Origin of the sequence: Arthrobacter sp. KBS0703 (genome assembly GCF_002008315.2) — a bacterium.
Classification (GTDB): Bacteria; Actinomycetota; Actinomycetes; order Actinomycetales; family Micrococcaceae; genus Arthrobacter.
Map to the genome: position 1 here is coordinate 2,054,678 of NZ_MVDG02000001.1, position 26,971 is coordinate 2,081,648.

At 65.8% G+C, this 26,971-nt stretch carries 22 protein-coding genes, 1 tRNA gene and 2 pseudogenes; 11 read left to right on the forward strand and 14 right to left on the reverse strand.

Annotated elements, in window-relative coordinates; translation table 11 throughout:
* The first annotated feature begins 64 nt into the window (after window positions 1-64).
* From B1A87_RS09725 to B1A87_RS23300, 7 genes are all read left to right on the forward strand, one after another.
* Complete coding sequence (locus B1A87_RS09725; protein WP_221937574.1) at window positions 65-466, forward strand: nuclear transport factor 2 family protein; 402 nt, start codon at window positions 65-67, stop codon at window positions 464-466.
* Window positions 467-504: 38 nt separating this feature from the next.
* Window positions 505-1,701 carry a thiolase family protein gene (locus B1A87_RS09730; protein ID WP_078029753.1) on the forward strand — a complete coding sequence of 399 codons (1,197 nt, stop codon included), beginning with the start codon at window positions 505-507 and terminating at the stop codon, window positions 1,699-1,701.
* A gap of 3 nt (window positions 1,702-1,704) precedes the next feature.
* Window positions 1,705-2,364 carry a 3-oxoacid CoA-transferase subunit A gene (locus B1A87_RS09735; protein ID WP_078029752.1) on the forward strand — a complete coding sequence of 220 codons (660 nt, stop codon included), beginning with the start codon at window positions 1,705-1,707 and terminating at the stop codon, window positions 2,362-2,364.
* A gap of 1 nt (window position 2,365) precedes the next feature.
* Window positions 2,366-3,061, forward strand: a complete 696-nt coding sequence (locus B1A87_RS09740) for a 3-oxoacid CoA-transferase subunit B (protein WP_078029751.1) — start codon at window positions 2,366-2,368, stop codon at window positions 3,059-3,061.
* An 8-nt stretch (window positions 3,062-3,069) separates the two neighbouring features.
* A complete protein-coding gene (locus B1A87_RS09745) occupies window positions 3,070-3,537 on the forward strand; it encodes a fumarylacetoacetate hydrolase family protein (protein WP_078029750.1) in 468 nt (155 codons plus the stop codon).
* 119 nt (window positions 3,538-3,656) lie between these two features.
* The gene (locus tag B1A87_RS23295; RefSeq protein ID WP_221937575.1) at window positions 3,657-4,211 is read left to right on the forward strand and encodes a hypothetical protein; all 555 of its coding nucleotides are present in this window, start codon (window positions 3,657-3,659) and stop codon (window positions 4,209-4,211) included.
* 1 nt (window position 4,212) lies between these two features.
* On the forward strand, window positions 4,213-4,734 hold the full coding sequence (locus tag B1A87_RS23300) for an amidohydrolase family protein (protein WP_221937576.1): 522 nt from the start codon (window positions 4,213-4,215) through the stop codon (window positions 4,732-4,734).
* 61 nt (window positions 4,735-4,795) lie between these two features.
* Here B1A87_RS23300 and B1A87_RS24970 read toward each other — a convergent pair.
* Window positions 4,796-5,032: pseudogene (locus B1A87_RS24970) on the reverse strand (tyrosine-type recombinase/integrase); the annotation flags it as partial.
* A gap of 884 nt (window positions 5,033-5,916) precedes the next feature.
* Window positions 5,917-5,998, reverse strand: a tRNA-Leu gene (locus B1A87_RS09760).
* 206 nt (window positions 5,999-6,204) lie between these two features.
* On the opposite strand from B1A87_RS09760, the gene B1A87_RS09765 reads away from it, so the two are divergent.
* Window positions 6,205-6,810, forward strand: coding sequence for an ANTAR domain-containing response regulator (locus B1A87_RS09765; protein WP_078029748.1), 606 nt, complete (start codon window positions 6,205-6,207; stop codon window positions 6,808-6,810).
* 164 nt (window positions 6,811-6,974) lie between these two features.
* On the opposite strand, the gene pyk is transcribed toward B1A87_RS09765, so the two are convergent.
* The 11 genes and pseudogenes from pyk to hisI form a co-directional block, all read right to left on the reverse strand.
* The gene (pyk, locus tag B1A87_RS09770) at window positions 6,975-8,465 is read right to left on the reverse strand and encodes a pyruvate kinase (RefSeq protein WP_078029747.1); all 1,491 of its coding nucleotides are present in this window, start codon (window positions 8,463-8,465) and stop codon (window positions 6,975-6,977) included.
* Between the two features lie 73 nt (window positions 8,466-8,538).
* Entirely contained in the window at window positions 8,539-9,996 is a 1,458-nt protein-coding gene (locus B1A87_RS09775) for a glutamate synthase subunit beta (RefSeq protein WP_078029746.1), read from the reverse strand.
* Complete coding sequence (gene gltB / locus B1A87_RS09780) at window positions 9,989-14,605, reverse strand: glutamate synthase large subunit (protein ID WP_078029745.1); 4,617 nt, start codon at window positions 14,603-14,605, stop codon at window positions 9,989-9,991. The genes B1A87_RS09775 and gltB overlap by 8 nt, the downstream gene beginning before the upstream one ends.
* Before the next feature lie 268 nt (window positions 14,606-14,873).
* A pseudogene (lgt, locus tag B1A87_RS09785) lies at window positions 14,874-16,231 on the reverse strand (prolipoprotein diacylglyceryl transferase).
* A gap of 8 nt (window positions 16,232-16,239) precedes the next feature.
* The gene (trpA, locus tag B1A87_RS09790) at window positions 16,240-17,028 is read right to left on the reverse strand and encodes a tryptophan synthase subunit alpha (protein ID WP_078029779.1); all 789 of its coding nucleotides are present in this window, start codon (window positions 17,026-17,028) and stop codon (window positions 16,240-16,242) included.
* 11 nt (window positions 17,029-17,039) lie between these two features.
* Complete coding sequence (trpB, locus tag B1A87_RS09795; protein ID WP_078029743.1) at window positions 17,040-18,356, reverse strand: tryptophan synthase subunit beta; 1,317 nt, start codon at window positions 18,354-18,356, stop codon at window positions 17,040-17,042.
* A gap of 96 nt (window positions 18,357-18,452) precedes the next feature.
* Window positions 18,453-19,271: an indole-3-glycerol phosphate synthase TrpC gene (trpC, locus tag B1A87_RS09800; protein WP_078029742.1), complete on the reverse strand. Its 819-nt coding sequence runs from the start codon at window positions 19,269-19,271 to the stop codon at window positions 18,453-18,455.
* Between the two features lie 2 nt (window positions 19,272-19,273).
* Window positions 19,274-19,561, reverse strand: coding sequence for an HGxxPAAW family protein (locus B1A87_RS09805; RefSeq protein WP_078029741.1), 288 nt, complete (start codon window positions 19,559-19,561; stop codon window positions 19,274-19,276).
* A 96-nt stretch (window positions 19,562-19,657) separates the two neighbouring features.
* Window positions 19,658-20,287: a Trp biosynthesis-associated membrane protein gene (locus tag B1A87_RS09810; RefSeq protein WP_078029740.1), complete on the reverse strand. Its 630-nt coding sequence runs from the start codon at window positions 20,285-20,287 to the stop codon at window positions 19,658-19,660.
* On the reverse strand, window positions 20,287-21,903 hold the full coding sequence (locus tag B1A87_RS09815) for an anthranilate synthase component I (protein ID WP_078029739.1): 1,617 nt from the start codon (window positions 21,901-21,903) through the stop codon (window positions 20,287-20,289). Before B1A87_RS09815 ends, B1A87_RS09810 begins: the two co-directional genes overlap by 1 nt.
* A gap of 121 nt (window positions 21,904-22,024) precedes the next feature.
* Entirely contained in the window at window positions 22,025-22,468 is a 444-nt protein-coding gene (hisI, locus tag B1A87_RS09820) for a phosphoribosyl-AMP cyclohydrolase (protein ID WP_078029738.1), read from the reverse strand.
* Between the two features lie 87 nt (window positions 22,469-22,555).
* Between hisI and B1A87_RS09825 the strand changes: the two genes are divergently transcribed.
* Window positions 22,556-23,551, forward strand: a complete 996-nt coding sequence (locus B1A87_RS09825) for an oxidoreductase (protein WP_078029737.1) — start codon at window positions 22,556-22,558, stop codon at window positions 23,549-23,551.
* An 83-nt stretch (window positions 23,552-23,634) separates the two neighbouring features.
* Here B1A87_RS09825 and B1A87_RS09830 read toward each other — a convergent pair whose 3' ends face one another.
* A complete protein-coding gene (locus tag B1A87_RS09830; RefSeq protein WP_185982294.1) occupies window positions 23,635-24,654 on the reverse strand; it encodes a LacI family DNA-binding transcriptional regulator in 1,020 nt (339 codons plus the stop codon).
* Window positions 24,655-24,783: 129 nt separating this feature from the next.
* Between B1A87_RS09830 and B1A87_RS09835 the strand changes: the two genes are divergently transcribed.
* Together B1A87_RS09835 and B1A87_RS09840 are read left to right on the forward strand one after the other, a co-directional pair.
* The gene (locus tag B1A87_RS09835) at window positions 24,784-25,962 is read left to right on the forward strand and encodes a Gfo/Idh/MocA family protein (RefSeq protein WP_078029736.1); all 1,179 of its coding nucleotides are present in this window, start codon (window positions 24,784-24,786) and stop codon (window positions 25,960-25,962) included.
* Complete coding sequence (locus tag B1A87_RS09840; RefSeq protein WP_078029735.1) at window positions 25,959-26,966, forward strand: sugar phosphate isomerase/epimerase; 1,008 nt, start codon at window positions 25,959-25,961, stop codon at window positions 26,964-26,966. Before B1A87_RS09835 ends, B1A87_RS09840 begins: the two co-directional genes overlap by 4 nt.
* The last annotated feature ends 5 nt before the right edge of the window (window positions 26,967-26,971 follow it).

Sequence of the window (26,971 nt, forward strand, 5' to 3'; positions counted from 1 at the left end):
GACAGCAGGCGAAATCAGACTCGTGGCCTATGGTCGCCAACATTTTGAGCAAGGAGAGTGCTCCGTGGATTACGCCACTGCAGCCGAGAAAGACAAGATCGTAGCCTTGGAAGAAAGGCGCTACCAAGCCGTGGTCGATGGTGATTACGACGCCTTCGAGGATCTGTGCCACCAGCGCCTGGTCTACACCCATTCGCTGGGTGATCGTGACACGCTGAGCAGCTACCTGGAGAAGCTTCGCAAGGGCTTCTACAGGTACCACCGGATCGACCACCCCATCGAAGATATCGTCCTGATTGGGGACACCGCCCTTGTACTGGGACAGATGAACGCGGATCTTACGGTCAACGGAACTCACAAAACACTTGCCAACAGCGCACTCTCGGTATGGATCAAAGAGGGCGAGACCTGGAAATTCCTGGCATATCAGCCGACTCCGCGCAGGGCCGCGGCTGCGGCAGCCTAGACCCCGCAACCTCTGTTCGCGCCAACGAAGGAAGAACCATGAATCAGGCTTTTGTGTACGACGCCGTTCGCACCCCGTTCGGGAAGTTCGGCTCGGGCCTCGCCGGGGTCCGCCCGGATGACTTGGCCGCGCACGTGATCAGGGAATCGGTGAAGCGGGCCCCCGGGCTCGATCCCGAGCGGATCGATGAGGTGGTGTTCGGCAACGCCAACGGCGCCGGCGAGGAGAACCGCAACGTCGCCCGGATGGGCACGCTGCTTGCCGGCCTGCCGGTGTCCATCCCGGGGACGACGGTCAACCGGCTGTGCGGATCCTCGCTGGACGCCGCGATCATCGCCTCGCGCCAGATCAACGCCGGCGATGCCGAGCTCATGCTGGTGGGCGGTGCCGAATCGATGTCCCGCGCGCCGTGGGTGCTGCCCAAGACGGAGAAGCCCTACCCGGCCGGTGACATGACCCTGGCCTCCACGACGCTGGGCTGGCGCCTGGTGAACAAGGCCATGCCCAAGGAGTGGACCATTTCACTGGGCGAGGCCACCGAGCGGCTCCGCGAGAAGTACGGTGTGACCCGCGAGCAGCAGGACGAGTTCGCCGCGAACTCCCACAACCTGTCCGCCGCCGCGTGGGATGAGGGCTTCTACGACAACCTGGTGGCCCCGGTTCCGGGCACCGACCTGGTCCGCGACGAAGGCATCCGCGCCGGCTCCACGGCGGAGAAGCTGGCCGGGCTCAAGACGGTCTTCCGCACCGAGAACGGCACAGTCACCGCCGGCAACGCGTCCCCGCTCAACGACGGCGCCTCCGCAGCCTGGATCGGGTCCGAGGCCGCCGCCGGGCTGCTCGGACTCGAACCGCTGGCGCGCATCGCCGGCCGCGGAGCCCACGGCAACGACCCCCAGTACTTCGGCTACGCCCCGGTAGAGGCCGCGAACAAGGCCCTCGCGAAAGCGGGCATCGGCTGGGACCAGGTCGGCGCCGTCGAACTCAACGAAGCCTTTGCCGCACAGTCCCTGGCGTGCATCAACGCCTGGGGCATCGACCACTCAATCGTGAACCGGCACGGCGGTGCCATCGCGATGGGCCACCCCCTCGGCGCGTCCGGGACCCGGCTCCTGGGCACCCTCGCCCGGTCCCTGCAGGCCTCAGGGGAACGCTGGGGCGTCGCTGCGATCTGCATCGGCGTCGGCCAGGCCCTGGCCGTGGTGCTCGAAAACGTCACTTCTGGAAAGGGCTAAGCGATGCTCAACTTCGTAGACACCGTGGCCGACGCCGTCGCCGGCATCAGGGACGGTTCCACCATGATGATCGGCGGGTTCGGCAACGCCGGCCAGCCGTTCGAACTGATTGATGCACTGATGGACTGCGGCGCCACTGATCTGACCGTGGTCAACAACAACGCCGGCCAGGGCGACCAGGGCCTGGCGCTGCTGATCAAGGAAGGCCGGGTGAAGAAGATGATCTGCTCCTTCCCGCGGCAGTCCGACTCCTGGCACTTCGACACCAAATACAAGGCCGGACAGATCGAACTGGAACTCGTCCCACAGGGCAACCTGGCCGAACGTATCCGCGCGGCCGGGGCCGGCATCGGCGGGTTCTTCACCCCCACCGGCTACGGCACCATGCTGGCCGAAGGCAAGGAAACCCGCATCATCGACGGCCGCGGCCAGGTCTTCGAGACCCCCATCCACGCCGACATCGCACTCATCAAGGCGCTCAAGGCGGACGGCAAGGGCAACCTCGTCTACCGCAAGACAGCCCGGAACTTCGGCCCCATCATGGCCGCCGCGGCAAAGCACACCATCGCCCAGGTATCGGAAATTGTGCCGACGGGCGGACTCGACCCGGAGAACGTGGTCACCCCCGGTATTTACGTCAACAGCATTGTGAAGGTGGCCTGATATGAGCGCGCAGACAAGCAGTGAGGCCAGATCGATCCAGACGTCCGAGGCGCCCCTGGGTCGCGACAACCTGGCCCGGCTCGTGGCGAAGGACATCAAGCCCGGTTCGTTCGTTAACCTGGGCATCGGCCAGCCCACCCTGGTCTCCAACTACCTCACCGCGGACCAGGACATCACGCTCCACACCGAGAACGGCATGCTCGGCATGGGCCCTGAAGCCACCGGCGGGGAGATCGACGGCGACCTCATCAACGCCGGCAAGATCCCCGTGACCGAACTCCCGGGGGCGTCCTACTTCCACCACGCCGACTCCTTCGCGATCATGCGCGGCGGGCACCTGGACATCTGCGTCCTGGGCGCTTTCCAGGTCTCCGCCACCGGCGACCTCGCCAACTGGCACACCGGCGCCCCCGATGCCATCCCTGCCGTGGGCGGGGCGATGGACCTGGCAACCGGGGCCAAGGACGTTTTCGTGATGATGACGCTCCTGACCCGGGAAGGCGCGTCCAAGATCGTGGACGCCTGCAGCTACCCGCTCACCGGCGTCGGCTGCGTCACCCGTGTGTACACCGACAAAGCCGTGTTCCTCACCGGCCCCGGCGGCGTTCAGGTCCGCGAAACCTTCGGCTGCACGCTCGAGGAACTGCAGGAACTGGTCCCAGTCCCCCTCACCGCAGCCCCCGCCGTCGAAGAGTAGGGCCTCAAATGAGAATTGTCGGAGTAAAACTCTCCGAAGCCGATCCGGTCTTTGCTGGTCGCCTGGAAGAGGACGGCGATCAATCAACAGTTCTGCTCCTCAGCGACCTTCAGGCCTTCTGGTCCGACCCCTTCGCCTGGCTGTCCCCCGACAAGGAAACGGCCATATCCGACGGGCGCGTGTTTCCGGTGCAGGACGTCAGCATCGTTCCCCCCATTCTTCCGTCCGCAAGGGTCTTGTGCATAGGGCTGAACTACCTCGCCCACGCTGCCGAAGGAAGCCATCGTCACGAGGAGCTGCCCTCGCACCCAACCGTCTTTGGCCGGTGGACACAATCGCTTACCACCGGTAACTCAGCTGTTCCCGTGCCATCAGGAGAAAACGGACTGGACTGGGAAGGTGAAATCGCTGCCTATGTCGGAAAGTCACTGTCAGATGCCTCAGCCGATGCAGCAAGAGCGGCAGTAATAGGGTAACCGGTCTTCGCAGCCTTGCGAGCAATTGGACGCTTCTCGAGTACTTTCGGTGGACCCACGCCGGGCTGGCAACGCACTACGGACCGGCGGACATCTATTGGGGGACGTTCGCCGGAGCAATGAACCAGATCAACTGCGGAACCACGACGCTCGCAGACTGGTGCCACAACAACCCAACCCCGGCGCACACCGATGCCGCCGTTGACGCGCTCCGAGACAGCGGTATACGGGCCACCTACTTCCACGGCAGCCCGAAACCCGGCCCCAAACCCGGGCAGACGCCCTTCTGGGAAATACCCCACGACCGGTCTGAAATCGAGCGGCTCCTAGACGACCCGAGGCTTTCCCGGGACGGAAAACTCCAACTCGGCATGGCCGTACTCGGACCCCACTACTCCGACCTCGAAGTGGCCCTCACCGACTTCCGGCTCGCCCGGGAATTATCGATGGTCACCTCCATGCAACAGGGCGGGGGCGCTGCCCGTTCCCCACAGGGATGGCTCGTCCTCGAAAGAGAAGGCCTCCTTGGGCCGCACATCAACATCGTCCATGGAAACGACCTTTCAAAGCCCCAGCTGCAAACATTCCTTGATCATGGAGTGACGTTCTCGGTGACTCCCGAGAACGAGATGACACAGGGACACGGGTCACCCTCTTACCGGGCGTCTGCGTGATTTGGGTGCTCGCCCATCGATAGGAATAGACCTTGAGTCCGGCCTCTCAGGCGAGATGTTCCTCGCTGCCCGAATCGCGCTCGTTCACCAGCGCGCCCTTGATAACTTCGAGTACGCGAACAGTCAGCCGGGAAGAGCCTCAATTCCTCAAACGACGACGATCACCACCCATGAAGCCCTTCGGTGGGCCACCATTGAAGGTGCCAGAATGATGGGCTTGGCCGACCATATCGGTTCCATCTCACCTGGCAAGAAGGCCGACCTCGTCGTCATTGATGCAAGGCAACCGAACATGCAGCCCGTGCATAACCCCGTCGACACAGTCGTAATGCAGACGAGCCTGGCGAATATAGAAGCCGTCATGATCGATGGGACATGGCGCAAACGTCATAACAAACTCGACAGCGTCGAAGGCAGGACGCTCGACCCTGCAGCATGGCTGGACCCTCTCAGAGAATCCGGGCAGCGCGTGAGCTCCTCCATGCAGTTGCAGGTGAAAGATTCTGCGGGAGGCAAACAGTAGAACCACGACGATCCTCAGCGCGACGCGTGACAGGTATGAGGACTGCTCTTCAACCGCTGGATTACGCCAACGCCCGTGCCACGTCGTAGCCGGCCGACTTAGCCAGCTTGTGCCGTGACCGGTCGTAGCGTCTCGTCGTCCGCGGATCCGCCTGCCCCAGGCTGTACTGCAAATCGTGCAGAGTCACGCCATTGTCCAGGGCAATCGTGGCGAATGTGTGGCGCATGCTGTGCGGGCTGATCTGTCCTTCCACACCGGCTTTGCGGGCCAGTCTCTGAACAGTCCTAAATGACTCAGAGCGGTTCCAGGGCCCTGCCCAAGGATCAAATCAGCGCCGGTGGTGCCCTAGTAAAGGTTGAGCGCCTCGACAGCCGGAGCGGGAACCGCGACTTTGGCTGTCTTCCCTCCCTTGCGCTGGATGCTCAGTGCCCGGTGGCCAGCCGAAAAGCACTATCTAGCGTGCACCTTGCCCCACGGCATACGACACCGCAGCTTATCCCAGCCGGTCCGCAACGGATCATGTGGTCATCTCCAAAGCCCTGACGCCTGACATGGCAAAGTCGGGCGGATCAACCAAGACCAGAACTGCCGGAAGGAGATCCGGATCCCACACACCCTTCCGCTCGTGGACGGATCGTACGCCAGCCATAGATACCCCACAGAGGTTCCCCGCTTGACTCGGTAAGTCCTACGAAACCGACGGTCTGGGCCGCAAAGTCATGTCGCCTGAACAGAGAACTGCATGAAGTGGTAAAGGCAGAATCAGGAGGATAGGGACCAAAATGAATGTCCAAAAGTCACCCGCGCACAAAGCCGTGCACAATGTGCACACCCTTTTGGCCTGACAAACACGCGATGAGCGCACTCTGCCTGGCTCTCAGAAGCAGCTATCCCAGGAAGGTCCTCGAAGAAGATTCGCCTTGGTCATGTCGTCACCACAACTCCTGACCATGAATGGGTGACGGCCAACTACTGGCCCACGGAACAGCCAGATAGGACGGCACATACCCTAGATCCCAGCAGGCGGAGGGCCCACCAGCCAAGGGCCCTGACCCCGCCACCCACACAATTTCATAGGTAACCGCGGCGCCAGGCACAGACCGCGGCCAGAGTCAGAGGGACCCCCGGAGGGTCAATGTCAACACATTAAAAGCAAAACCCCCTCTGACCAGGGGGAATGCGTGCCCGAGGTGGGACTCGAACCCACACACCTTTCGATACCGCATTTTGAGTGCGGCGCGTCTGCCAATTCCGCCACTCGGGCGCGGAGTACACGGAGTAACAATCGTAGGCTCACAACGTGATTGTGAGCAACGCAGCCACTTCCAGTGCGCGGATTTACTCTACATGCAGATAGGCTAAATTCCAGAATCGCGCCAGTGACGCCGCAACAAGCCATGCAGATCCAAGTACCGCCGCGGGCGCACCTAAGATAGTGATGTTCCCGCCGTACCTTTTCAAGGAGATCCCGTGTCAGAACCGACGGAGTCAAACACCACGTCCCAGCCGGCGCGCCGCGTCATTGTGGCCGAAGACGAAACCCTCATCCGCCTCGACATCATCGAAATCCTGCGGGGCGAGGGCTACGACGTCGTCGGCGAGGCTGACAACGGCGAGAAGGCCGTGCAGCTGGCCGAGGAGCTCAAGCCGGATCTCGTCCTCATGGACGTCAAGATGCCCGTCATGGACGGCATCACCGCCGCCGAGAAGATCGTCAAGGCCCGCATCGCCCCCGTGGTGCTGCTGACCGCCTTCAGCCAGAAGGAACTCGTGGAGCGCGCACGCGACGCCGGCGCCATGGCCTACGTCGTCAAGCCCTTCACGCCCGCGGACCTGATCCCTGCCCTGGAGATCGCCCTCTCCCGCCACGAGGAGATCAAGGCCCTCGAAAACGAGGTCACGGACCTGCAGGAGCAGTTCGCCACCCGCAAGCTCGTTGAGCGCGCCAAGAGCCTGCTCACGACCAAGATGGGCCTCACGGAGCCGGAAGCCTTCCGCTGGATCCAGAAGACCTCCATGGACCGCCGCCTGAGCATGCGCGAAGTGGCCGAGACTATCATCAACCAGGTCAACTAACCTCAGGGCACCGGCAGGCCCCGTACGACGACGGGCTGCCGGGCCTCAAGGCTCCGGCACCGCCGGCCAGCACAACCAGAAAAAGACAAAAAGGAGGCTCCCCGCCAATTGGCGGGGAGCCTCCCTTTGTTCTGGGTGCGGCTACCGCCGCACCAGAGGACTTGCTAGGCCTTCTTCTTCTTTTCGGGCCAGGGTCCAACCTTTTCCTTGTTGCTGGCGGCTTCGCCAACGCGACCGGTGTCGGCCAGGTCCCCAACCTTGTGGACCTTCAGGGAGTTGGTGGAACCGGCCCTTCCGGGAGGGGAACCGGCGGCGATGACCACCAGGTCACCGTCTTCCACGATCCCCATGTCCAGGAGGCTGCGGTCCACCTGTGCGGTCATTTCATCCGTGTGGTCCACCATCGGCACGAGGACCGGCTGAATGCCCCAGGTCAGCGCGAGCTGGTTCCAGACGTGCTCCACCGGAGTGAACGCGAAGACCGGCTTGATCGGGCGGAGGCGCGACAGGCGGCGCGCGGAGTCACCGGACTGCGTGAACGCACAGATGTACTTCGCGTCCAGCTGGTCGGCGATTTCGACGGCGGCACGGGTGATGGCGCCACCGCGGGTCTTGGGCTTGGTGCCCAGCGGAGGAACGCGCTCAAGACCGTGGACTTCGGTGGATTCAATGATCCGGGCCATGACCTTGACCGTTTCGATCGGGTACTTGCCCACGCTGGTCTCGCCGGAAAGCATCACTGCGTCGGCGCCGTCGAGCACCGCGTTGGCGCAGTCGGAGGCCTCCGCGCGCGTGGGGCGCGGGTTGTCGATCATGGACTCGAGCACCTGGGTGGCAACGATGACCGGCTTGGCCCAGCGGCGGGCCAGTTCGATGGCGCGCTTCTGGACGATCGGAACCTCTTCGAGGGGAAGCTCCACACCAAGGTCGCCACGGGCCACCATGATGGCGTCGAAGGCGTCGATGATCTCGTGCAGCTGCTCCACGGCCTGCGGCTTTTCGATCTTGGCGATCACCGGCACGCGGCTGCCTTCTTCGTCCATGATTTCGTGGACGCGCTTGATGTCCGAGGCGTCCCGGACGAAGGAAAGAGCAACCATGTCCACGCCGCGGCGCATGGCCCAGCGGAGATCGTCCTCGTCCTTTTCGCTCAGGGCGGGAACGTTGACGGCAACGCCGGGCAGGTTAATGCCCTTGTTGTTGGAGACCATTCCACCGACTGTCACCTGGGCGACCACCTTGACGTCGTCGACCTCGATGGCGCGCAACGCCACCTTGCCGTCGTCGATCAGCAGCGCATCGCCGACATTGACGTCGTCGGTAAGGCTCTTGAGCGTGGTGGAGCAGATCTCCTTGGTGCCCGGCACATCTTCGGTGGTGATGGTGAAGATGTCGCCGACGAACAGTTCGTGCGGGCCGTCGACAAAGCGGCCAAGACGGATCTTGGGGCCCTGGAGGTCGGCCATGATGGCAACGGGCTTGGCCAGCTGCTTCGAGGCCTTACGGACGTTCTCGTAAGTGCCGTCATGCACGGAGTAGTCTCCGTGGCTCATGTTCATGCGGGCAACATCGACGCCGGCTTCAATAACTGCGAGGGTGTTCTCGAAGCTGGAAATGGCCGGTCCGAATGTTGCCACGATCTTAGCGCGTCTCATATACCTACCCTATTGGTGTGTTTCTGGTTTGGAGTTGTACCGCAGGTGAACATCCGTGGTCCCCCGTTTGTGACTACAGGACGGCAATGGCCCGATCCGTCGGGGCCACAGGAGCGGGAAGAATGGTGCTTCCCATCAGGAACTTGTCCACCGCCGCGGCGGCGGCCCGCCCTTCGGCAATGGCCCACACGATGAGCGACTGGCCGCGGCCGGCGTCACCGGCCACGAACACGCCTTCGGTGTTGGTCATGTAGTAGCCGTCGCGGGCCACGTTTCCGCGCCCGTCAAACTCGGCGCTGACCTGCTCGGAGATTCCGGCCGGTTCGGCTCCCGTGAAGCCCAGGGACAGGAACACCAGGTCAGCGGGAATGATCCGCTCCGTGCCGGCCTTCGGGAGGCGCTTGCCGTCAACGAATTCGGTCTCGGCCACCTTGACGCCGGTGAGCTTGCCGTTTTCGCCGACGAACTCAACGGTCGAGGCGAGGTAGGTGCGTTCACCGCCCTCTTCGTGGGCACTGGCCATTTCAAAGAGCGTGGGGAACGTCGGCCACGGCTGGTGGCCGGCGCGCTCCACGGGAGGCTGCTTGCCGATGGCGAGGGTGGTGACGGATGCCGCACCGTGGCGGTGCGCGGTGCCGAGGCAGTCGGCGCCGGTGTCGCCGCCGCCGAGGATCACCACGTGCTTGCCCTTGGCGTGGATCTGGTTCTCGACCGTCTCCCCCGCCACTACGCGGTTCGCCGGGACAAGGTAGTCCATGGCGAAGTGCACGCCCTCGAGCTCGCGGCCCGGGATCGGGAGGTCACGCGGAACGGTGGCGCCGGTGGCGATCACGACGGCGTCGTAACGCCGGCGCAGCTGCTCCCACGTCACATCCGCGCCGACGGCGACGCCGGTGCGGAAGCGGGTGCCTTCCGCCTTCATCTGCTCGAGTCGGCGGTCCACCTGCTCTTTCTCCATCTTAAAATCGGGGATGCCGTAGCGCAGCAGGCCACCGATCTTGTCGTCGCGCTCGTACACGGCCACGGTGTGGCCCACGCGGGTCAGCTGCTGGGCAACGGCCAGACCTGCGGGGCCGGAACCCACGACGGCGACCGTCTTGCCGGTCAGGCGCGCGGGCGGCAGCGGGTTGACCCAGCCGTTGTCGAAGGCCTCATCGATGATGGACACCTCAACCTGCTTGATGGTCACGGCGGGCTGGTTGATGCCCAGCACGCAGGACGCCTCGCAGGGTGCCGGGCACAGGCGGCCGGTCCATTCGGGGAAGTTGTTGGTGGCATGCAGCCGCTCAATCGCTTCCTCGCCCTTGTCCCGCCACATGAGGTCGTTCCACTCGGGAATCAGGTTCCCCAGCGGGCAGCCCTGGTGGCAGAACGGCACACCGCAGTCCATGCAGCGCCCGGCCTGGCTCTTGAGGACACCCTTTTCCTGGGCCTCGTAGACTTCCTTCCAGTCCATGATGCGGACGGGAACCGGGCGGCGTGGCTGGGTTTCACGCTGACGTACTTTCAGAAATCCGCGTGGATCAGCCACCGGTCACCTCCAGGATTCGAGACCAAACTTCTTCGCCGTCGGGGTCAAGGCCCTCTTCGATGGCGCTCAGACGGGTTTGCAGGACGGCCGCGTAATCGCGCGGCAGCACTTTGGTAATGCGGGCAGCGGTGTCGTCGAAGTTCTCGAGCAGACGCGCGGCCAGCTGGGATTCGGTTTCCTCGACATGCTTGACCAGCAGGCCGTGGACGATGTCGCGGTCCTCGGCATCCAGCTCCTGGAGCTGGAGTTCGCCGGATTCCAGCGCCTGCTTGTTCACGCGGGTGATCCGCAGGTCCAGCACGTACGCCGTTCCGCCGGACATGCCCGCACCGAAGTTGCGTCCGGTCCGGCCGATGATGAGCGTCTGGCCGCCGGTCATGTACTCGCAGCCGTGGTCGCCGATGCCCTCGACAACCGCCGTGGCGCCGGAGTTGCGGACCAGGAAGCGTTCGCCCACCTGGCCGCGCAGGAACATCTCGCCGCTGGTGGCGCCGTAGCCGATCACGTTTCCGGCGATCACGTTGCTCTCGGCCTGGAACACGTTGGTGCGGTCCGGCCGGACGATGATGCGGCCGCCGGAGAGGCCCTTGCCCACGTAGTCGTTGGAGTCGCCGTACATGCGCAGGGTGATGCCGGCGGGCAGGAAGGCGCCCAGCGACTGGCCCGCGGTGCCGGTCAGCGTGATGTCGATCGTGTCCGTTGCCAGCACGTCGGTGCTGAACGTCTTGGTCACGACGTGGCCCAGCATGGTGCCGACGGAGCGGTCCGTGTTGATGACGTCCACGGCGATCTTCACCGGGCTGCGGTCGGTCAGCGCCTCGGCGGCCATGGTGATGAGCCGCTGGTCGAAGTGCTTGTCCAGCTCGTGGTTCTGGCCGGTCAGGTTGCGCAGCGGGGCGTCATCGTCGAACTCCAGCCCGTGCAGGATGGGGTCGAGGTCCAGGCCTTCGGCCTTCCAGTGGTTGATCGCCTCGCGGGTGTCGAGCGCTTCCGCGTGGCCGATCGCCTCTTCGATGCTCCGGAAGCCAAGTTCCGCGAGGATTTCGCGGACTTCCTCGGCCAGGAATTCGAAGAAGTTGACCACGAACTCGGGCTTGCCGCTGAAGCGGGCCCGCAGTTCGGGGTTCTGCGTGGCGACGCCCACCGGGCAGGTGTCCAGGTGGCAGACGCGCATCATGATGCAGCCCTCCACCACCAGCGGTGCCGTGGCGAAGCCGAATTCCTCGCCGCCGAGCAGCGCGGCAATGACGACGTCGCGGCCGGTCTTGAGCTGGCCGTCGACCTGGACCACCACACGGTCGCGCAGGCCGTTGAGCATCAGGGTCTGCTGGGTCTCTGCGAGCCCCAGCTCCCACGGGACGCCGGCGTGTTTGAGCGAGTTCAGCGGCGAGGCGCCGGTTCCGCCGTCGTGCCCGGAAACGAGCACGACGTCGGCCTTCGCCTTGGTGACACCGGCGGCAACTGTGCCGATGCCCACCTCGGAAACGAGCTTGACGTGAACGCGGGCCGAGGGATTGGCGCGCTTGGCATCGTAGATCAGCTGCGCGAGGTCCTCGATGGAGTAGATGTCGTGGTGCGGGGGCGGCGAGATGAGTCCGACGCCGGGCGTTGAGTGGCGCGTGCGGGCAACCCAGGGGTAGACCTTCTGGGCCATCAGCTGGCCGCCCTCGCCGGGCTTGGCGCCCTGGGCCATCTTGATCTGGATGTCGTCAGCGTTGGTCAGGTACAGGCTGGTGACGCCGAACCGGCCGGAGGCGATCTGCTTGACAGCGGAACGGCGCTCCGGATCCAGGAGGCGGTCCACGTCCTCGCCTCCTTCGCCGGTGTTGGACTTGCCGCCCAGCCGGTTCATGGCGATGGCGAGCGTCTCGTGGGCTTCCTTGGAGATGGAGCCGTAGCTCATAGCGCCCGTGGAGAACCGCTTGACGATGCTGGAGATCGGCTCCACTTCCTCGAGCGGCACGGCAGGACGCAGGCCGTCCTTGAACTTGAGGAGCCCGCGCAGGGTCATCAGGTTCTCGGACTGGTCATCAACGCCCTTGGTGTAGGCCTTGAAGATGTCGTAGCGGCGCTCGCGCGTGGCGTGCTGCAGCCGGAAGACGGTCTCCGGGTTGAAGAGGTGCGGTTCGCCGTCGCGGCGCCACTGGTACTCGCCGCCGCCCAGCAGCGGGCGGTGCGGCTGCTCGATACCGCCCTCGGGGTAGGCCATCTGGTGCCGAGCGGAAACCTCTGCCGCGATGACGTCCAGCCCCACGCCGCCCAGCTGGGAGTGCGTGCCGGCGAAGAATTCGTCCACGAGCTCCTGGCCGAGGCCAAGCGCTTCGAAGGTCTGCGCGCCGGTGTAGGACGCCACGGTGGAGATGCCCATCTTGGACATGATCTTCAGGACGCCCTTGCCGAGGCCCTTGATCAGGTTGTACACGCCGTCCTGCGGGGTGACGCCCACGACGTCGCCGGCGGCGATGAGCTGCTCCACGGATTCCATGGCCAGGTACGGGTTGACGGCGGACGCGCCGTAGCCCACGAGCACCGCCACGTGGTGCGTCTCGCGGACGTCGCCGGCCTCGACCACCAGGGCGGTCTTGGTGCGGTTGGCGCTGCGCAGCAGGTGGTGGTGCACGGCGCTGACCAGCAGTAGCGACGGGATGGGCGCCCACTGGGCGTTGGAGTCGCGGTCGGACAGCACCACGTACTGCACGCCGCGGTTGATGGCGCCGGAAACCTGCTCGCAGATCTCGGTCAGCCGGGCGCGGAGGGCGTTCTCGCCGCCTTCGGGGCGGTAGAGGCCGCGGACCTTCATGGCGATCCTGTCGCCGTCCGGGCTTTCGATGTTGGCGATCTTGGCGAGCTGGTCGTTGTTGATCACCGGGAACGGCAGCGAAACCTGCGGCTGGCGCACCTGCTTGGTGTCCAGCAGGTTACCGTTTGGACCGATGGCGCACATCAGGGATGTGACCAGCTCTTCGCGGATGGCGTCGAGCGGCGGGTTGGTCACCTGAGCGAAGGACTGCACAAAGTAGTCGAAGAGGAGCCGGGGGCGCTTGGACAGCACGGCCACGGGGGTATCGGAACCCATGGCGCCGAGGGGCTCGGCACCGGTGCGCGCCATCGGACCCAGCAGGATCTTGAGCTCTTCGGTGGTGTAGCCGAAGGTCCGCTGGCGGATGTTCACGGACGCGGCCGTGTGCACCACGTGCTCGCGCTCGGGCAGATCGTTGAGGTCGATCAGGTTGTCCTTGACCCACTCCGCCCACGGGTTGGAGGCGGCGACTTCGGCCTTGACCTCTTCATCGTCGATGATCCGGCCGGCCTCGGTGTCCACGAGGAACATCTTGCCCGGCGAAACCCGGCCCTTCTTGACCACCTTGGAGGGTTCGACGTCGATGACGCCCACCTCGGAGGCGAACACGACGAGGCCGTCTTCCGTGATCCAGTAGCGGCCCGGGCGCAGGCCGTTGCGGTCCAGGGTGGCGCCGACCAGGTTGCCGTCGGTGAACGACACAGCGGCCGGCCCGTCCCATGGTTCCATCAGCAGGGAGTGGTATTCGTAGAACGCGCGGCGGGCCGGATCCATGGTGGCGTGGTTTTCCCACGCCTCGGGGATCATCATCATGATCGAGTGCGTGATGGGGCGGCCGGACAGCCACAGCAGCTCAGCCACTTCGTCGAAGGACGCCGAGTCCGACGCACCGGGGGTGCAGATCGGGAACAGCTCTTCCGGGGACTGGCCCAGGAGCGGGTTGGCGAGCTGCGACTGGCGGGCGCGCATCCAGTTCCGGTTGCCCTTGACCGTGTTGATTTCACCGTTGTGGGCGATGGTGCGGAACGGCTGCGCCAGGGGCCACGACGGGAAGGTGTTGGTGGAGAACCGCGAGTGGACGATCGCCAGCTTGGTCTTGAAGCGCTTGTCGGAGAGGTCCGGGTAGAACGGCTCAAGCTGGGCCGTGGTCAGCATGCCCTTGTACACGATGGTCCGTGAGGACAGCGAGGGGAAGTAGACGCCGTACTTGTTCTGCGCGCGCTTGCGGATCCGCCAGGCCCGGGAGTCGAGCTCGTTGCGCTCCAACTGCTCTCCGGTGGACGAGGCAAAGAACGGCTGCGAGAAGTACGGCATGCAGGCGCGGGCCATGGCTCCCACGAGGTCGGCCACGACAGGCACTTCGCGCCAGCCCAGGACGGTGAGGCCCTCATCGGCGGCGAGGCCTTCGATGCCTGCCTTCGCGGCATCGGCTTCACGCTGCTCGGCGGGGAGGAAGGCGGTGCCCACAACGTACTGCCCGGGTGCCGGGAGTTCGAATTCGGTGACGGCACGGAAGAACTCGTCCGGTACCTGCATCAGCAGGCCGGCGCCGTCGCCCGTTCCCTCATCGGCGCCCACGGCACCGCGGTGCTCGAGGTTGCGCAGGGCGGTGAGGGCGGCATCGACAATGTCGTACCCGGGTTCGCCGCGCAGGGTGGCGATGATCGCAAGACCGCAGGCGTCCTTCTCCTGCTCCGGGTTGTAGAGCCCGGCTGCCTCGGGGAGCGCCGCGAACCGCTTAAACGGTGACATGGCGGCGTCCGGCTGGTTCGCTTCGGACCAGCTGGGGCTGTGAAGAGTTTGGGTCATGGGAGACGTCCTTCCTCCTGATCGTGCGTATGGAAGGGACAACGTTGGCCCCACTCAGAGCGCCGCTGTGATGGGCACAACAAAGTGTGTTACTTAGTGGAAATTGTAGGGCAGGGAGACCTGCTGAACTAACAGTTACGCAGGTTCCCGGCCCGGGCTTGACCGGACAGCAGCTCTATGCTGCCCGGTGGTGGGCCCTGATGCCACGACGCTGTGGTGGTGGGCGCTACAAGCGGTGGCTCTGGCTGCCCTGGTTGCCGGTGCTGAGCTAGCGTGTGCCGTCAGCTTCCGGCGCGGTTCCGGTGGCTTTGGTACCGGAATTTCCGGCGTCCGCTTCCCCGGCGGACGCATTGCCCCCGGTGGATGCCGGCACTGCTTCCGTTGGGGCAGAAGAGCGCCTGGAACCGCTTTGGTTATCAGGCAGATTATCACGCGATTCACTATCTGAGACAACAGCGTCCGCACTGTCTCTTATACACATCTTGACGGCGGGCCCGGCGGCGGGGGCCGCGGCCGTGTCGCCCGCGGTGCGGGCCGCTCTGCGCCCCGCCGGCACGGGACCCACGGCGGCCGGTGCCTTGTCGCCGTCGTCGTCGGTTTGGTCTTCCTCAGCCGTCTTGTCCTCATTGACGGCGGCAACGGCCACGTTGTCGTCGTCGGCAGCCGCTCTGCCCTCGGCGGCAGTGGCTGCGTCACCGTCGACGGCGGCGGCCTCAGCCTCGGGGCGGGCGCGCGGCCCGGAAGGTACGGGTCCTCGGGATCGCCGGCCTTGCGGCGGCCCAGCACGATAAACACGGCCAACGCTGCGACGAACACGAAAATGCTGTCTCTTATACACATCTAGATGTGTATAAGAGACAGGATCTGCTCCGCATCATCGATGCGCATGGCCTCGATCCAGACCCGGCCCAGCGTGTAGTACATGGCGTAGACGCAGAAGAGCCGGCCGCGGCGGAAGTGGAACCGGCGGTCCAGGGCCAGCAGGATGACCACACCCATGAGGTTCCACAGGGATTCGTACAGGAAGGTGGGGTGGAACAGCGTGTCGGCCGGGAAGCCCTGCGGGAAGTTCGCGTTGTCGGAGTCCACCTGAAGCCCCCAGGGCAGGGTGGTGGGGCCGCCGAACAGCTCCTGGTTGAAGTAGTTCCCCCAGCGGCCCACCGCCTGGGCGAGCAGCAGTCCGGGCGCCGCGGCGTCCAGGAAGGCCGTGAGCTTGACCCCGGCCCGCCGGCAGCCGATCCAGGCACCGAAGGCACCGAGCACCACGGCGCCCCAGATTCCGAGGCCGCCGCGCTGGATCTGCGGAATCAGGGAGAGGTCGCCGGTGCCGTTGAATCCCGGACCGAAGTAGGCGTCCGGGGAGGAAAACACGTGGTAGAGCCTGCCGCCGATGATGCCGAACGGAATGGCCCAGATGACGATGTCCCAGACGCTGCCCTCCGGTGTTCCGCGCTTGGCCCAGCGGACCGACGTCAGCCACAGGCCGACGACGATCCCGGCAAGGATGCACAGGGCGTAGGCGTGGATCCGCAGCGAACCCCACGGCAGCGGGATGTCGAAGCCGGACCAGTCCGGGCTCGGAATGCTCGCGGGGACCATGGCGGCCGCGGTGAGGAACGTCTGCATGTTGGAGGTTACTTCCTGGTCAGTCCGGCGCTGAGGTCTTTGGTAAGGCTGGCCACGGCGTCCACTCCGCCGTCACGGATGGCGGACACGAGGGCTGTTCCCACGATCACGCCGTCGGCGTAGGCGGCGATTTCCGCCACCTGGTCGGCGTTGGACACTCCGAGGCCCACGCACACACGCTCCGCGCCGGCGTGCTTGGCTGCTGCCACCACGCCCTTGGCCGCCGTGCTCACCGACGAGCGGGCGCCGGTGACCCCCATGATGGAAACGGCGTACACAAAGCCGCGGCTTGCCTCGACGGTCCGCCGCATGCGCTCGGGCGATGATGACGGCGCCACCAGGAACACCCGGTCCAGCCCGTACTTGTCCGAGGCGTCCATCCACTCGGCGGCCTCATCCGGAATGAGGTCGGGGGTGATCAGGCCGGCTCCCCCGGCTTCGGCCAGGCGCCGCGAAAACTCGTCCACGCCCATCCGGACCACGGGGTTCCAGTAGGTCATGACCAGGACGGCAGCGTCGGTTTCGGCCGTAATGCCGGCAACGACGTCGAACACCTGGCGGACGGAGAACCCCTTTGCCAGCGCCTCGGTGGTGGCCGCCTGGATGACCGGGCCGTCCATGACCGGGTCAGAGTAGGGGATGCCGATCTCGATGAGGTCCGCGCCGTTGCGCGCGAGGGCAATGCCGGCGGCGATGGTGTCCTCGACGCTGGGGTACCCGGCGGGCAGGTAGCCGATCAGGGCCGCCCGCCCCTCGGCCCGGGCCTTGTCAATGGCGATCGCCGATTTGCTGGTCATCTGTGCGGTGCTCACAACTGTTCCCCTTCCTTGCCGATGGCTGCCTCTGCGGAGTCCTTGTCCAGGAGGTCGAACCACTCGGCGGCTGTTGCCACGTCCTTGTCGCCGCGGCCGGACAGGTTGACCACCACGATCTTGTCCGACGCATCGCCTTCGGCGGCCAGCCGCTGCCCCACCTTGATGGCGCCGGCGAGGGCGTGGGAGGACTCGATGGCCGGAATGATGCCCTCGGTGCGGCACAGGAGCCGGAAGGCCTCCATGGCTTCGCTGTCCGTGATGGGCTCGTAGCTGACCCGTCCGATGTCGGCGAGGTAGGAGTGCTCCGGCCCGACGCCGGGGTAGTCCAGCCCCGCCGAGATGGAGTGGGATTCGATGGTCTGGCCGTCGTCGTCCTGCATGAGGTACGAGCGGGCGCCGTGCAGCACGCCGGGCTTGCCGAGCGTGATGGTGGCCGCGTGCCGGCCGGTGTCCACGCCGTCGCCGCCGGCCTCGAAGCCGTAGATCTTGACCGAGGGGTCGTCCAGGAAGCCGTGGAAGATGCCGATGGCGTTGGAGCCGCCGCCGATGCAGGCGCAGACGGCGTCCGGCAGGCGGCCGGTCTGCTCCAGGATCTGCGCGCGGGCCTCCTCGCCGATGACCTCGTGGAAGTAGCGGACCATCGCCGGGAACGGGTGCGCGCCGGCGGCCGTGCCCAGCAGGTAGTGCGTGTTTCCGACGTTCGCCACCCAGTCGCGGAGCGCCTCGTTGATGGCATCCTTGAGGGTCTGCGAGCCGTTGGTGACCGGCACGACGGTTGCCCCGAGCAGCTCCATCCGGGCCACGTTCAGTGCCTGGCGGCGGCAGTCTTCGGCGCCCATGTAGACGACGCATTCGAGTCCGAGCAGTGCGGCGGCCGTGGCGCTGGCCACGCCGTGCTGGCCTGCGCCGGTTTCGGCGATGACGCGGGTCTTGCCCATGCGCTTGGCCAGGAGGGCCTGGCCCAGCACGTTGTTGATCTTGTGCGAGCCAGTGTGGTTGAGGTCTTCGCGCTTGAGGAAGACCCGGACTCCCCCGGCGTGCTCGGCGAACCGCTTCGCCTCGGTCAGGAGGGAGGGCCGGCCGGAGTAGTTCTTATTGAGATCGGCGATCTGCGCGGTGAACTCGGGATCGGCCTTCGCCTTTTCAAAGGTGTCTTCGAGTTCGTCGAGGGCCGCGATCAGTGATTCAGGCATCCATCGGCCCCCGTAGGAGCCGAAGTAGGGTCCCGGAGCGTGACGCAGCGACGTGCCTCCCTGCAGGAATGCATCCACCGAGCCTTCGTCAGAGCCGGCTGTTGGCGCTTCGGCCATCAGTCTCACCATCCTGTTCACTTTTCACTGATTGATGTCATGCACCATCCCGCCGCCAAACTTTGCGGAGCGGGTGGTGCCACGGTTGGTCGGAGCTCAGACCCGCGCGGCGATCGCTGCCGCCCCGGCCGCGGTGAACTCCGCAATGCGTTCCCGCGGCGTGGCGTCGCTGACGAGCGCCTCCCCCACGAGGATGGCGTTGGCGCCGTGCGCCGCGTAGTGCGCGACGTCGTCGGCACCCCTGACGCCGGACTCCGCAACCACAACTGCGCCGGCCGGAATGCTTCCGGCGAGTGTGTCGAAAACGGAGCGGTCGACGTCGAGCGTCTTGAGGTTGCGCACGTTGACGCCGATGATCCGGGCCTCGGCAGCCACCGCACGTTCGACTTCCTCCGGCGTGTGCGTTTCCACGAGCACGTTCATGCCGAGTTCACGGCTGAGGGCACTGAATTCGCGCAGCTGCTGGTCGGACAGGGACGCCACGATCAGCAGGATGAGGTCCGCGCCGTGGGCGCGGGCTTCCCAGATCTGGTACTCGTCCAGGGTGAAGTCCTTGCGGAGCAGCGGGACGTCCACCCGGTCACGGACCGCGTCCAGATCCGCGAGCGAACCGTTGAAGCGGCGCTGTTCCGTGAGCACGCTGATAACGGCGGCGCCGCCGTCGGCGTACTGCTGGGCCAGCGAGGCCGGGTCAACGATGTTCGCGAGATCGCCCTTGGACGGGCTCCGGCGCTTAATCTCAGCGATGACCTTGAGATGCTCGCGCGTGGCGGACGGGCCGTCGAGGGCAGTCCAAGCATCGCGTGCCGGAGCCGCTGCCAGTGCGCGGTCCTTCAGTTCCGCGAGGGACACGAGACGCTTGCGGGCCTCCATGTCCTCCCTGACACCGGCATTGATGTCGTCGAGAACCGTCACGGTTAGTGGCCGGTGTTCTTCAGCTTGCTGCCGCCCACGCCGTAGCCCGCTTTGCGCATGATGAAGCCGGCCAGCAGGCCGAGGACCATGATCGCCGCGCCGGCCACGAAGATGGGGGTGTTGGCGATGACGAAGGCGATGGAGGCGATGAGGGCGCCGATCAGCATGACGATCACGCAGGTCCAGGCCGCAGGGCTGTTGCCGTGGCCAAGATCAATGCTGTGGTCGATGCCGTGGTGGGTCTTGGGGGCCGCCGCGGGCTTGGTACCGGAAACAGTGGCTTTGCTCATGTGAATCTCCTCAGGATCAATACTGCTTACATTCTGCCATTTTTTGGCTCGGCCTTCGGCATCGCTGGCAGGCGCGCGCCTCCGTGACGCTCCCCGTCAGGTGGGGTCGTCGCCGCGGGAGAGCCGGTCCCAGCTGTCGATCTCGTCCACCGGGCCGGACTGGGCGGCGGCACCCTGCGCGGCGGCATCGTACTTGGTCCGCGTCTTCCAGTACCGCCCAGCCGGAATCACCAGCAGTCCGCACAGCGCCAGGAGCGAACCGGCGACGACGGCGAGGACCGGAAACGCGGTGACACTCACGTCAGCGCTGCTCCCGCTGACGCCGGTGGCCGCGGCGATGGAGCCCTGCGCGGCCGCCAGCGGATCCGCGAGGACGGTCGCGGCGGCGGTGATGATGCCCGCTGCCGCCAGGACGACGATGGCCGTGATGATCCAGCGTGCGATCTTGCCGGCGATGGACGCGGCGAGGCCGCCTGCGAGGGCGACGAGGGCAAGGGCCGTTACCGTGGTGGCGGCCTTGCTGCCCTGGACCTGGAGTCCGCCCTGGCCCGTGGCCTGGCCCAGTTGCTGGGGGTCCAGGTTGACGGTCATCCAGGTCTGGGTGGTGGTGCCGAAGACCGCCAGCGCGATCGCGGCGATGAGCAGGACCAGCGTGGACTTGCGTGCCCACGCCGGCGTGCTGCTGCGGGCCTTGGCCTGCGCGCCGGAACTTGCCGGAACCGCCATCAGGATTCCGCCCCGGCGGACGCCGTCCCTGTTGATGTTCCCGTTGACCGGGTACCGGTTGGTCCGGCCTCGGTGACCGACTCCGGCGTGATGTTGTGCAGCGAGCCCGCGGTGTGGACGGCCCGGAGGGGTGCGGCCGCCTTGTTGACGGTTTCCTGCGCTTCGGCGGCTTTGACCGAGTCCGCAACGATGCCGCCGCCGGCCTGGACGTAGGCCCGCCCTTCCCGCAGCAGGGCGGAGCGGATGGCGATGGCCATGTCCATGTCGCCGGCGAAGTCCAAATAGCCCACCACGCCGCCGTAGATTCCGCGGCGGTGCGGCTCGAGCTCGTCGAGGAGGCGCAGGGCGCGGGGTTTCGGCGCGCCGGACAGCGTTCCCGCCGGGAAGGTGGCCTTCAGGACGTCATAGGCCTTCGCCGACGGGGCCAGCCGGCCCACCACCGTGGACACGAGGTGCATGATGTGGCTGAACCGCTCCACCTCCATGAACTGTGTGACGTCCACGGAGCCCGCCACGCACACCTTGGAAAGGTCGTTCCGGGACAGATCCACGAGCATCAGGTGTTCGGCGCGTTCCTTCTGGTCCGCGAGGAGTTCTTCGGCGAGTGCCTTGTCCGCATCCACGGTCTTGCCGCGGGGCCGGGAACCGGCGATGGGGTGGGTGATGACGTCCTCGCCCGTGACCGTCACGAGCGCCTCGGGTGAGGAGCCGACGATCGAGTATTCGCGCCCGGCCGCATCTTCCAGGCTGAAGATGTACATGTACGGGCTCGGGTTGGTGTTGCGGAGCACGCGGTAGACGTCCAGCGGGGAGGCTCCGCACTCCATCTCGAAGCGGCGAGAAATGACCACCTGGAAGACTTCCCCGTCCACGATCGCCTCCTTGCCCCGGTCAAGAGCGGCCAGGTAGTCGGTTTCATCCCACCGTTCCTGGACGCTGGCGGCAAAATCGAGGGCGGCAGGTTCCAGCACGGACACCGGCTGGTTTACGGGCGTGCTGACGCGGGCGAGGAGTTCCTTGACGCGGCGGACGGCGTCGTGCCAGGCCTCATCCACCCGTTCGGAGCTGTTGTCGAAGTTGATGGCGTTGGCGATGAGCAGCACGGAGCCGTCCATGTTGTCGTGGACGGCCATGTCCGTGACGAGGTTCAGTGCCATTTCGGGAAGCTGCAGGTCGTCTTCGGGCGGGCTGGTCAGTTTCTCCCAGTGGCGGACTGTTTCCCAGCCGAGGAAGCCTACGAGGCCGGAGGTGAAGGGCGGCAGGTCGTCGAAACGGTCGGTGCGCAGGGCATCGATCGTGTCACGGATGGCATCCACCGGGTTTCCGTCCACCGGAACGCCGGCAGGCGGCTCGCCGAGCCAGTGGGCCTGGCCGTCCTTGGTGGTGAGCGTGGCCCGGGAACGGGAGCCAATGAAGGAATAGCGGGACCAGGCGCCGCCGACAGCCGCGGACTCCATGAGGAACGTGCCCGGCTGGCCCTGTGCCAGTTTCCGGTACAGCCCGATCGGAGTTTCGGCATCCGCCAGCACCTTGAGCCGGACAGGGATGACGCGGCTGTGCCCGGCGAGTTCACGGAATTCTTCGAGGCCTGGGCTGATGATTCCTAGGTCCTGCATGGCTATTGGTTCTCCGTCTGTTCTGGGATGGTTCCTGGGTTCGCAGGCGGGATGCCTGATCATCGGACGCAGGGGCCGGCCTGGCGTTCCCCGTCCGCTTGGGTGGCCTTGGCCGCCCGGGCTAGTCTGCAGAGCCTGCCACGACGTCCAGGGTCCGGCCGTCGAAGCACGTTCGCGTTCCGGTGTGGCACGCAGCGCCGACCTGGTCGACCCTCACCAAGAGGGCGTCGCCGTCGCAGTCAAGGGCCACGGACTTCACCCACTGCACGTGGCCGGAGGTATCCCCCTTGCGCCAGTACTCCTGGCGCGAGCGGGAGTAAAAGGTGACCCGACCGGTGGTCATGGTGCGGTTGAGGGCTTCGTCGTCCATCCAGCCCAGCATGAGCACCTCGTGGGTGTCGAACTGCTGCACGATGGCGGCGACAAGGCCGGCGCTGTCCCGCTTGAGGGCTGACGCAATGTCGGCCGGAAGAGGGCCTCCGGAAAGCTGGGCACCCGCGGCAGTGCCGGCGTCGGCACGAAGGGGTGAACCGGAAGTGGGGCTGGGGGCGGGCTGCTCAGACATCAGATCAAGTCTAGTGCCCATCGCCGGGCCCCGGCACAAACGGCCCGCCGGGTCCCCACGGGGCCGCTTCTTTGGTTGGATGTCACTATGAAACTTCTTATCCTCGGAGGCACCGCCTGGCTTGGTCATGAGGTTGCCCGCCAGGCGGTCGGACGCGGCCACGACGTGACGTGCGTGACCAGGGGTGTATCAGGATCCGTTCCTGACGGTGCGTCCCATGTTCAGTCAGACCGGGATGACGACCACGGTCTTGCGGCCGTGGCCGCCGTGCACTGGGACGCGGTTTTGGACGTGTCCCGCCAACCGGGCCAGGTGAAGCGTGCGGTGCGGGACCTGGGGTCGGCTGGCCACTACGTCTTTGTGTCCTCGGCCAGCGTTTACGCGGATCACGGACCCCTGGGACAGGACGAGGATGCCCCGCTGCTGCCTCCGCTCGAGTCTGAGGTCATGGAGACCATGGAGACGTACGGTGAGGCGAAGGCCGCGTGCGAGAAGGCCGTCCTCGACGGACTGGGAGCCGGGCGGTGCATGATCGCCCGGGTGGGGCTCATCGGGGGCCCGGGAGACATCTTCGGCCGCACAGGGTACTGGCCGATGCGCTTTGCCAACCCCTCGATTGAAGACGGAACGGTGCTCGTGCCTGATGCACCGTCGCTTCCCGTGCAGGTCATTGATGTCCGGGACCTCGCTGCCTGGCTGGTTCATAACTGCGACAGGCAGCTGGGTGGTTTCTACAACGCCACTGGAGAGACACATTCCTTCGCCGAGCACATAGCTGCTGCCCGGGAATTAGCCGGCCACCGAGGACAGCTCGCCGCGGCCGACGCCGAGTGGCTTCATGGGCATGGTGTCGGGGAATGGGCCGGCCCGAAGTCCCTGCCCCTGTGGCTGAGTGACCCGGACTGGCAAGGCATGAACGCCCGCTCAAACGTACGGGCGAAGGACGCCGGACTGGTGCTTCGCCCGCTCGCGCAAACGCTTCGTGACACGCTGGAATGGGAAGAAAGCACAGGAATCGAGAAGCCGCGCCGCGCCGGCCTCACCCAAGACGAGGAAGCAGAACTCATCACCGAGCTGGGCTAAGGCGCGCCCCGGAACACGGTGGCCGGCCTGATCAAATAAGCGGGCTACCAGCGGGCTACCCGCCCAGGGTCGGCTCGTGCTCCTTACAGGGCGGCCGTGGAGGCCCTGATGACCAGGTCCGGTTCCACCAGCATGGTTCCAACCGGCGCCGCCGGGTCTTCCATGCGATTCAGCAACGCCTTCGCCGCCCCGGCTCCGACTTCAGCGTTGCGGCCATCGATCGTGGTGAGCCGCAACAGGTTGGCCGACGCCAACGGCGAATTGTCGTAGCCGATGAGCGACAGATCCTCCGGGATGCGCCGCCCCTTGTCCCGGGCCACGCCCGCCGCGCCGAGGGCCATGGTGTCGTTTGCAGCAAAAATGGCGGTGAGTGAGGGGTTTTCGTCCAGCAGTTTCAGCGCCGCCTGGTAACCGTCAGACTCCGTGGTGAGCCCGTGGCCCTGGGCGGCGTGCGGCCGCAGCCCGCGTTCCCGCATCGCGGCGTCGAACCCCTTGGCACGCAGTCGGGCCGCACCTCCCCCACCGGTGATATGCCCGATGTGCCGGTGGCCCAGGCCGATCAGGTGCTCGGTGGCGAGACGGCCGCCCACAAGGTCGTCGTTGGCCACGATGTCGGCTCCGGGAACCACGATGTCCCGGTTTCCGGCGACAACCGCGGGAACGTCCAAAGCCGCGAACATATCCTCGGTTGGCTCGGTTGCGATCACGATGCCGTCCACGCGCAGCGACATGAGTCCGTCCACGGCGGTCCCGTCAAGGTGGGCATTGAACGAAGGATCAGCGACGGCCACCCGAAAACCGAGAGGCGCGAGTTGATCGTGCAATCCGGCCAACAGGCTGACAAACCAAAGGTTCCGATAATCGTCCAGGACCACGCCAATGGTGCGGGACCTATTGCCGGCCAGGGTTGCCGCGGCGCGGCTGGGGCGATAGTTCAGCCGTTCAATGGCCTCCTCGACGGCCGCGCGGCGCGCCGGGGAAACACCGGGGGCACCCCGCAAGACCAACGAGACCAGGGACTTTGAAACCCCAGCCGCGGAGGCCACGTCATAAATGTTCGGGCGTCTGCCGATCTCCTGCGTCACCCTGCCATTGTCACCCATCCTCTCCTACTTTGGGATATTGACAGGACAAAGTTCCGGCTCTATCGTGTTCTGGAGCGCTCCATTTTTATCCCATCTTGATAGCGGCCAAGCCGCGCAAACTCGGCTGAGTTTCGAAGGAGAAAACCAATGCCCAAAGATATCGGCGTCGCCGTCATAGGGGCAGGCATGGCCGGCAAAGCCCATGCAGCTGCCTACCGCACCGCGTCCGCACTGTACAACCCCGTTCTTCCGCCGATTCGCCTCGTCTCGATCGGCGACGTCAATGCCGAATTCGGCTCGCTGGCCGCACGCCGCTTTGGCTACGAGCGCAACGACACGTCATGGCAGGCAATCGCCGAGGCCGATGACATCGACGTCGTCAGCGTGGTTATCGCCAACTCCCTCCACCGCGAAGTCGTGGAGGGCCTGCTCGCCGCCGGCAAGCACGTGCTGTGCGAGAAGCCGCTGAGCGACTCACTGGAAGACGCCCGCGCCATGGCCGATGCGGCCCGCAACGCCGCCAGCATCGCCCGCATTGGCTTTACCTTCCGCCGCACCCCCGGCATCGCCTACATCCGGGACCTCATCCGCACCGGCGTCCTCGGCAAGGTGCTGCACTTCAGCGGCCGTTACTGGACCGACTACGGCTTCAGCCCGTCCGCTCCCATGAGCTGGCGCTATAAGGGCGGGCCCGGCTCCGGTGCCCTTGCCGACGTCGGAAGCCACCTGGCCTACGTCTCCGAGTTCCTGTGCGGCGACATCAAGTCCATCAGCGGCGGCCGCCTCAGCACGGCGATCGACAAGCGGCCCCTGCCGCTGGGCGCAGTCATCGGGCACGACCACGCTGCCGTCAGCGACACCTTCGAGGCCGTAGAGAACGACGACTACGCAGCATTCAACGCGGAGTTCGAAAACGGTGCCGGCAGCTTTGAGGTCTCCCGTGTTGCCGCCGGCCACGCCAACAGCCTCAACTTCGAGGTGTTCTGCGAGAATGGTGCCGCCAAGTTTGACCAGCGCCGCCCCTCTGAAATTCAGCTCTTCCTCAACGACGGATCCGGCAACGAGAACGGCTACCGCCAGGTGATCCTCGGCCCGGGCCACCCCTACATCGCCGGCGGCCTGGCCATGGACGCCCCCGAGGTCGGCTTCGGCCAGAACGACGCGTTCGGCTACCAGGCCCGCGCATTCCTCGAAGAGGTTGCCGGCCTCAGTGAGGAAGAATCCCTGCCCCGCTGCGCCAGCTTCGACGAAGGCGTGCGCAACATGGAACTGCTCGGCGCCGTCACGGAATCCGCGCTCAACAACGGAAAGAAGATCACGCTATGAAGCTCGGCGTCTACAACGCTATCCTGCACGACCGGCCGCTTCCCGAGGCCCTCAAGGTCATCGCGGACCTCGGGCTGACCGGCATCGAAATCAACACGGGCGGATTCCTGCCGGCCGTCCACGTCCCCACCTTCGATGACATTCTGGAAAGCGACGCGGCACGGGACGACTATCTGGCCATTTTCGAGGGCACCGGAGTGTCAATTGCCGGCCTGAACTGCAACGGCAACCCGCTGCACCCCAACCGCGCCATCGGCGACAAGCACGCCGAGGACATCCGCCGGTCCATCCGCCTCGCGCACCGGCTGGGACAGCACCGTGTCGTGACCATGTCCGGGCTTCCCGGCGGGGAACCCGGAGCCACCGTGCCGAACTGGATCGTCAACGCGTGGAACTCGGCCGCCCTGGACGTGCTCGACTACCAGTGGGGCATCGCCGCGGAGTTCTGGAAGGAAACCGACCGGCTCGCCCGGGATCTGGACGTCAAGGTGGCCCTGGAACTGCACCCGCAGAACCTCGTGTTCAACCCCGCCGATGTGCACAAGCTCGTCGAACTCACCGGCGCTACCCACGTTGGCGTCGAACTCGATGCGTCGCACCTGTTCTGGCAGCAGATGGACCCGGTGGCCGTCATCCGCGAACTGGGACCGCTCGTCTTCCAGGCCGCGGCCAAGGACGTGCGGGTCAACAAGGAAACTGCCGCCATCTACGGCGTCCTCGACAACCGCTTCCGGAGGTTGTCCCCCGAAGAGAACCGCACAAACCTCGGCGGCGACGAGTGGGCCAACGAATGGCCGAAGCCAGCCGCGTGGGACTTCGTCGCCCTCGGCAAGGGCCACGACGTCGCGTACTGGACCGAGTTCCTCCGTGCCCTCCACGAAGTGGATCCCAACATGCTCGTCAACATCGAGCACGAAGATGTCGAACTGGGCCGGATCGAGGGCCTCGAGGTAGCCGCCAAGGTTCTCAAAGAAGCCGACGCCGCCCTGAGCGTCTCTGCCTGACAGGC

Excerpts from the sequence above, each read along its gene's own strand:
- B1A87_RS09730 (WP_078029753.1), top strand. The coding sequence starts at position 505 with ATGAATCAGGCTTTTGTGTACGACGCCGTTCGCACCCCGTTCGGGAAG.
- B1A87_RS09735 (WP_078029752.1), top strand. The coding sequence starts at position 1,705 with ATGCTCAACTTCGTAGACACCGTGGCCGACGCCGTCGCCGGCATCAGG.
- B1A87_RS09740 (WP_078029751.1), top strand. The coding sequence starts at position 2,366 with ATGAGCGCGCAGACAAGCAGTGAGGCCAGATCGATCCAGACGTCCGAG.
- B1A87_RS09745 (WP_078029750.1), top strand. The coding sequence starts at position 3,070 with ATGAGAATTGTCGGAGTAAAACTCTCCGAAGCCGATCCGGTCTTTGCT.
- B1A87_RS23295 (WP_221937575.1), top strand. The coding sequence starts at position 3,657 with ATGAACCAGATCAACTGCGGAACCACGACGCTCGCAGACTGGTGCCAC.
- pyk (WP_078029747.1), bottom strand. The coding sequence starts at position 8,465 with ATGAGACGCGCTAAGATCGTGGCAACATTCGGACCGGCCATTTCCAGC.
- gltB (WP_078029745.1), bottom strand. The coding sequence starts at position 14,605 with ATGACCCAAACTCTTCACAGCCCCAGCTGGTCCGAAGCGAACCAGCCG.
- trpA (WP_078029779.1), bottom strand. The coding sequence starts at position 17,028 with ATGACCAGCAAATCGGCGATCGCCATTGACAAGGCCCGGGCCGAGGGG.
- trpB (WP_078029743.1), bottom strand. The coding sequence starts at position 18,356 with ATGGCCGAAGCGCCAACAGCCGGCTCTGACGAAGGCTCGGTGGATGCA.
- B1A87_RS09805 (WP_078029741.1), bottom strand. The coding sequence starts at position 19,561 with ATGAGCAAAGCCACTGTTTCCGGTACCAAGCCCGCGGCGGCCCCCAAG.
- B1A87_RS09810 (WP_078029740.1), bottom strand. The coding sequence starts at position 20,287 with ATGGCGGTTCCGGCAAGTTCCGGCGCGCAGGCCAAGGCCCGCAGCAGC.
- B1A87_RS09815 (WP_078029739.1), bottom strand. The coding sequence starts at position 21,903 with ATGCAGGACCTAGGAATCATCAGCCCAGGCCTCGAAGAATTCCGTGAA.
- hisI (WP_078029738.1), bottom strand. The coding sequence starts at position 22,468 with ATGTCTGAGCAGCCCGCCCCCAGCCCCACTTCCGGTTCACCCCTTCGT.
- B1A87_RS09825 (WP_078029737.1), top strand. The coding sequence starts at position 22,556 with ATGAAACTTCTTATCCTCGGAGGCACCGCCTGGCTTGGTCATGAGGTT.
- B1A87_RS09830 (WP_185982294.1), bottom strand. The coding sequence starts at position 24,654 with ATGGGTGACAATGGCAGGGTGACGCAGGAGATCGGCAGACGCCCGAAC.
- B1A87_RS09835 (WP_078029736.1), top strand. The coding sequence starts at position 24,784 with ATGCCCAAAGATATCGGCGTCGCCGTCATAGGGGCAGGCATGGCCGGC.
- B1A87_RS09840 (WP_078029735.1), top strand. The coding sequence starts at position 25,959 with ATGAAGCTCGGCGTCTACAACGCTATCCTGCACGACCGGCCGCTTCCC.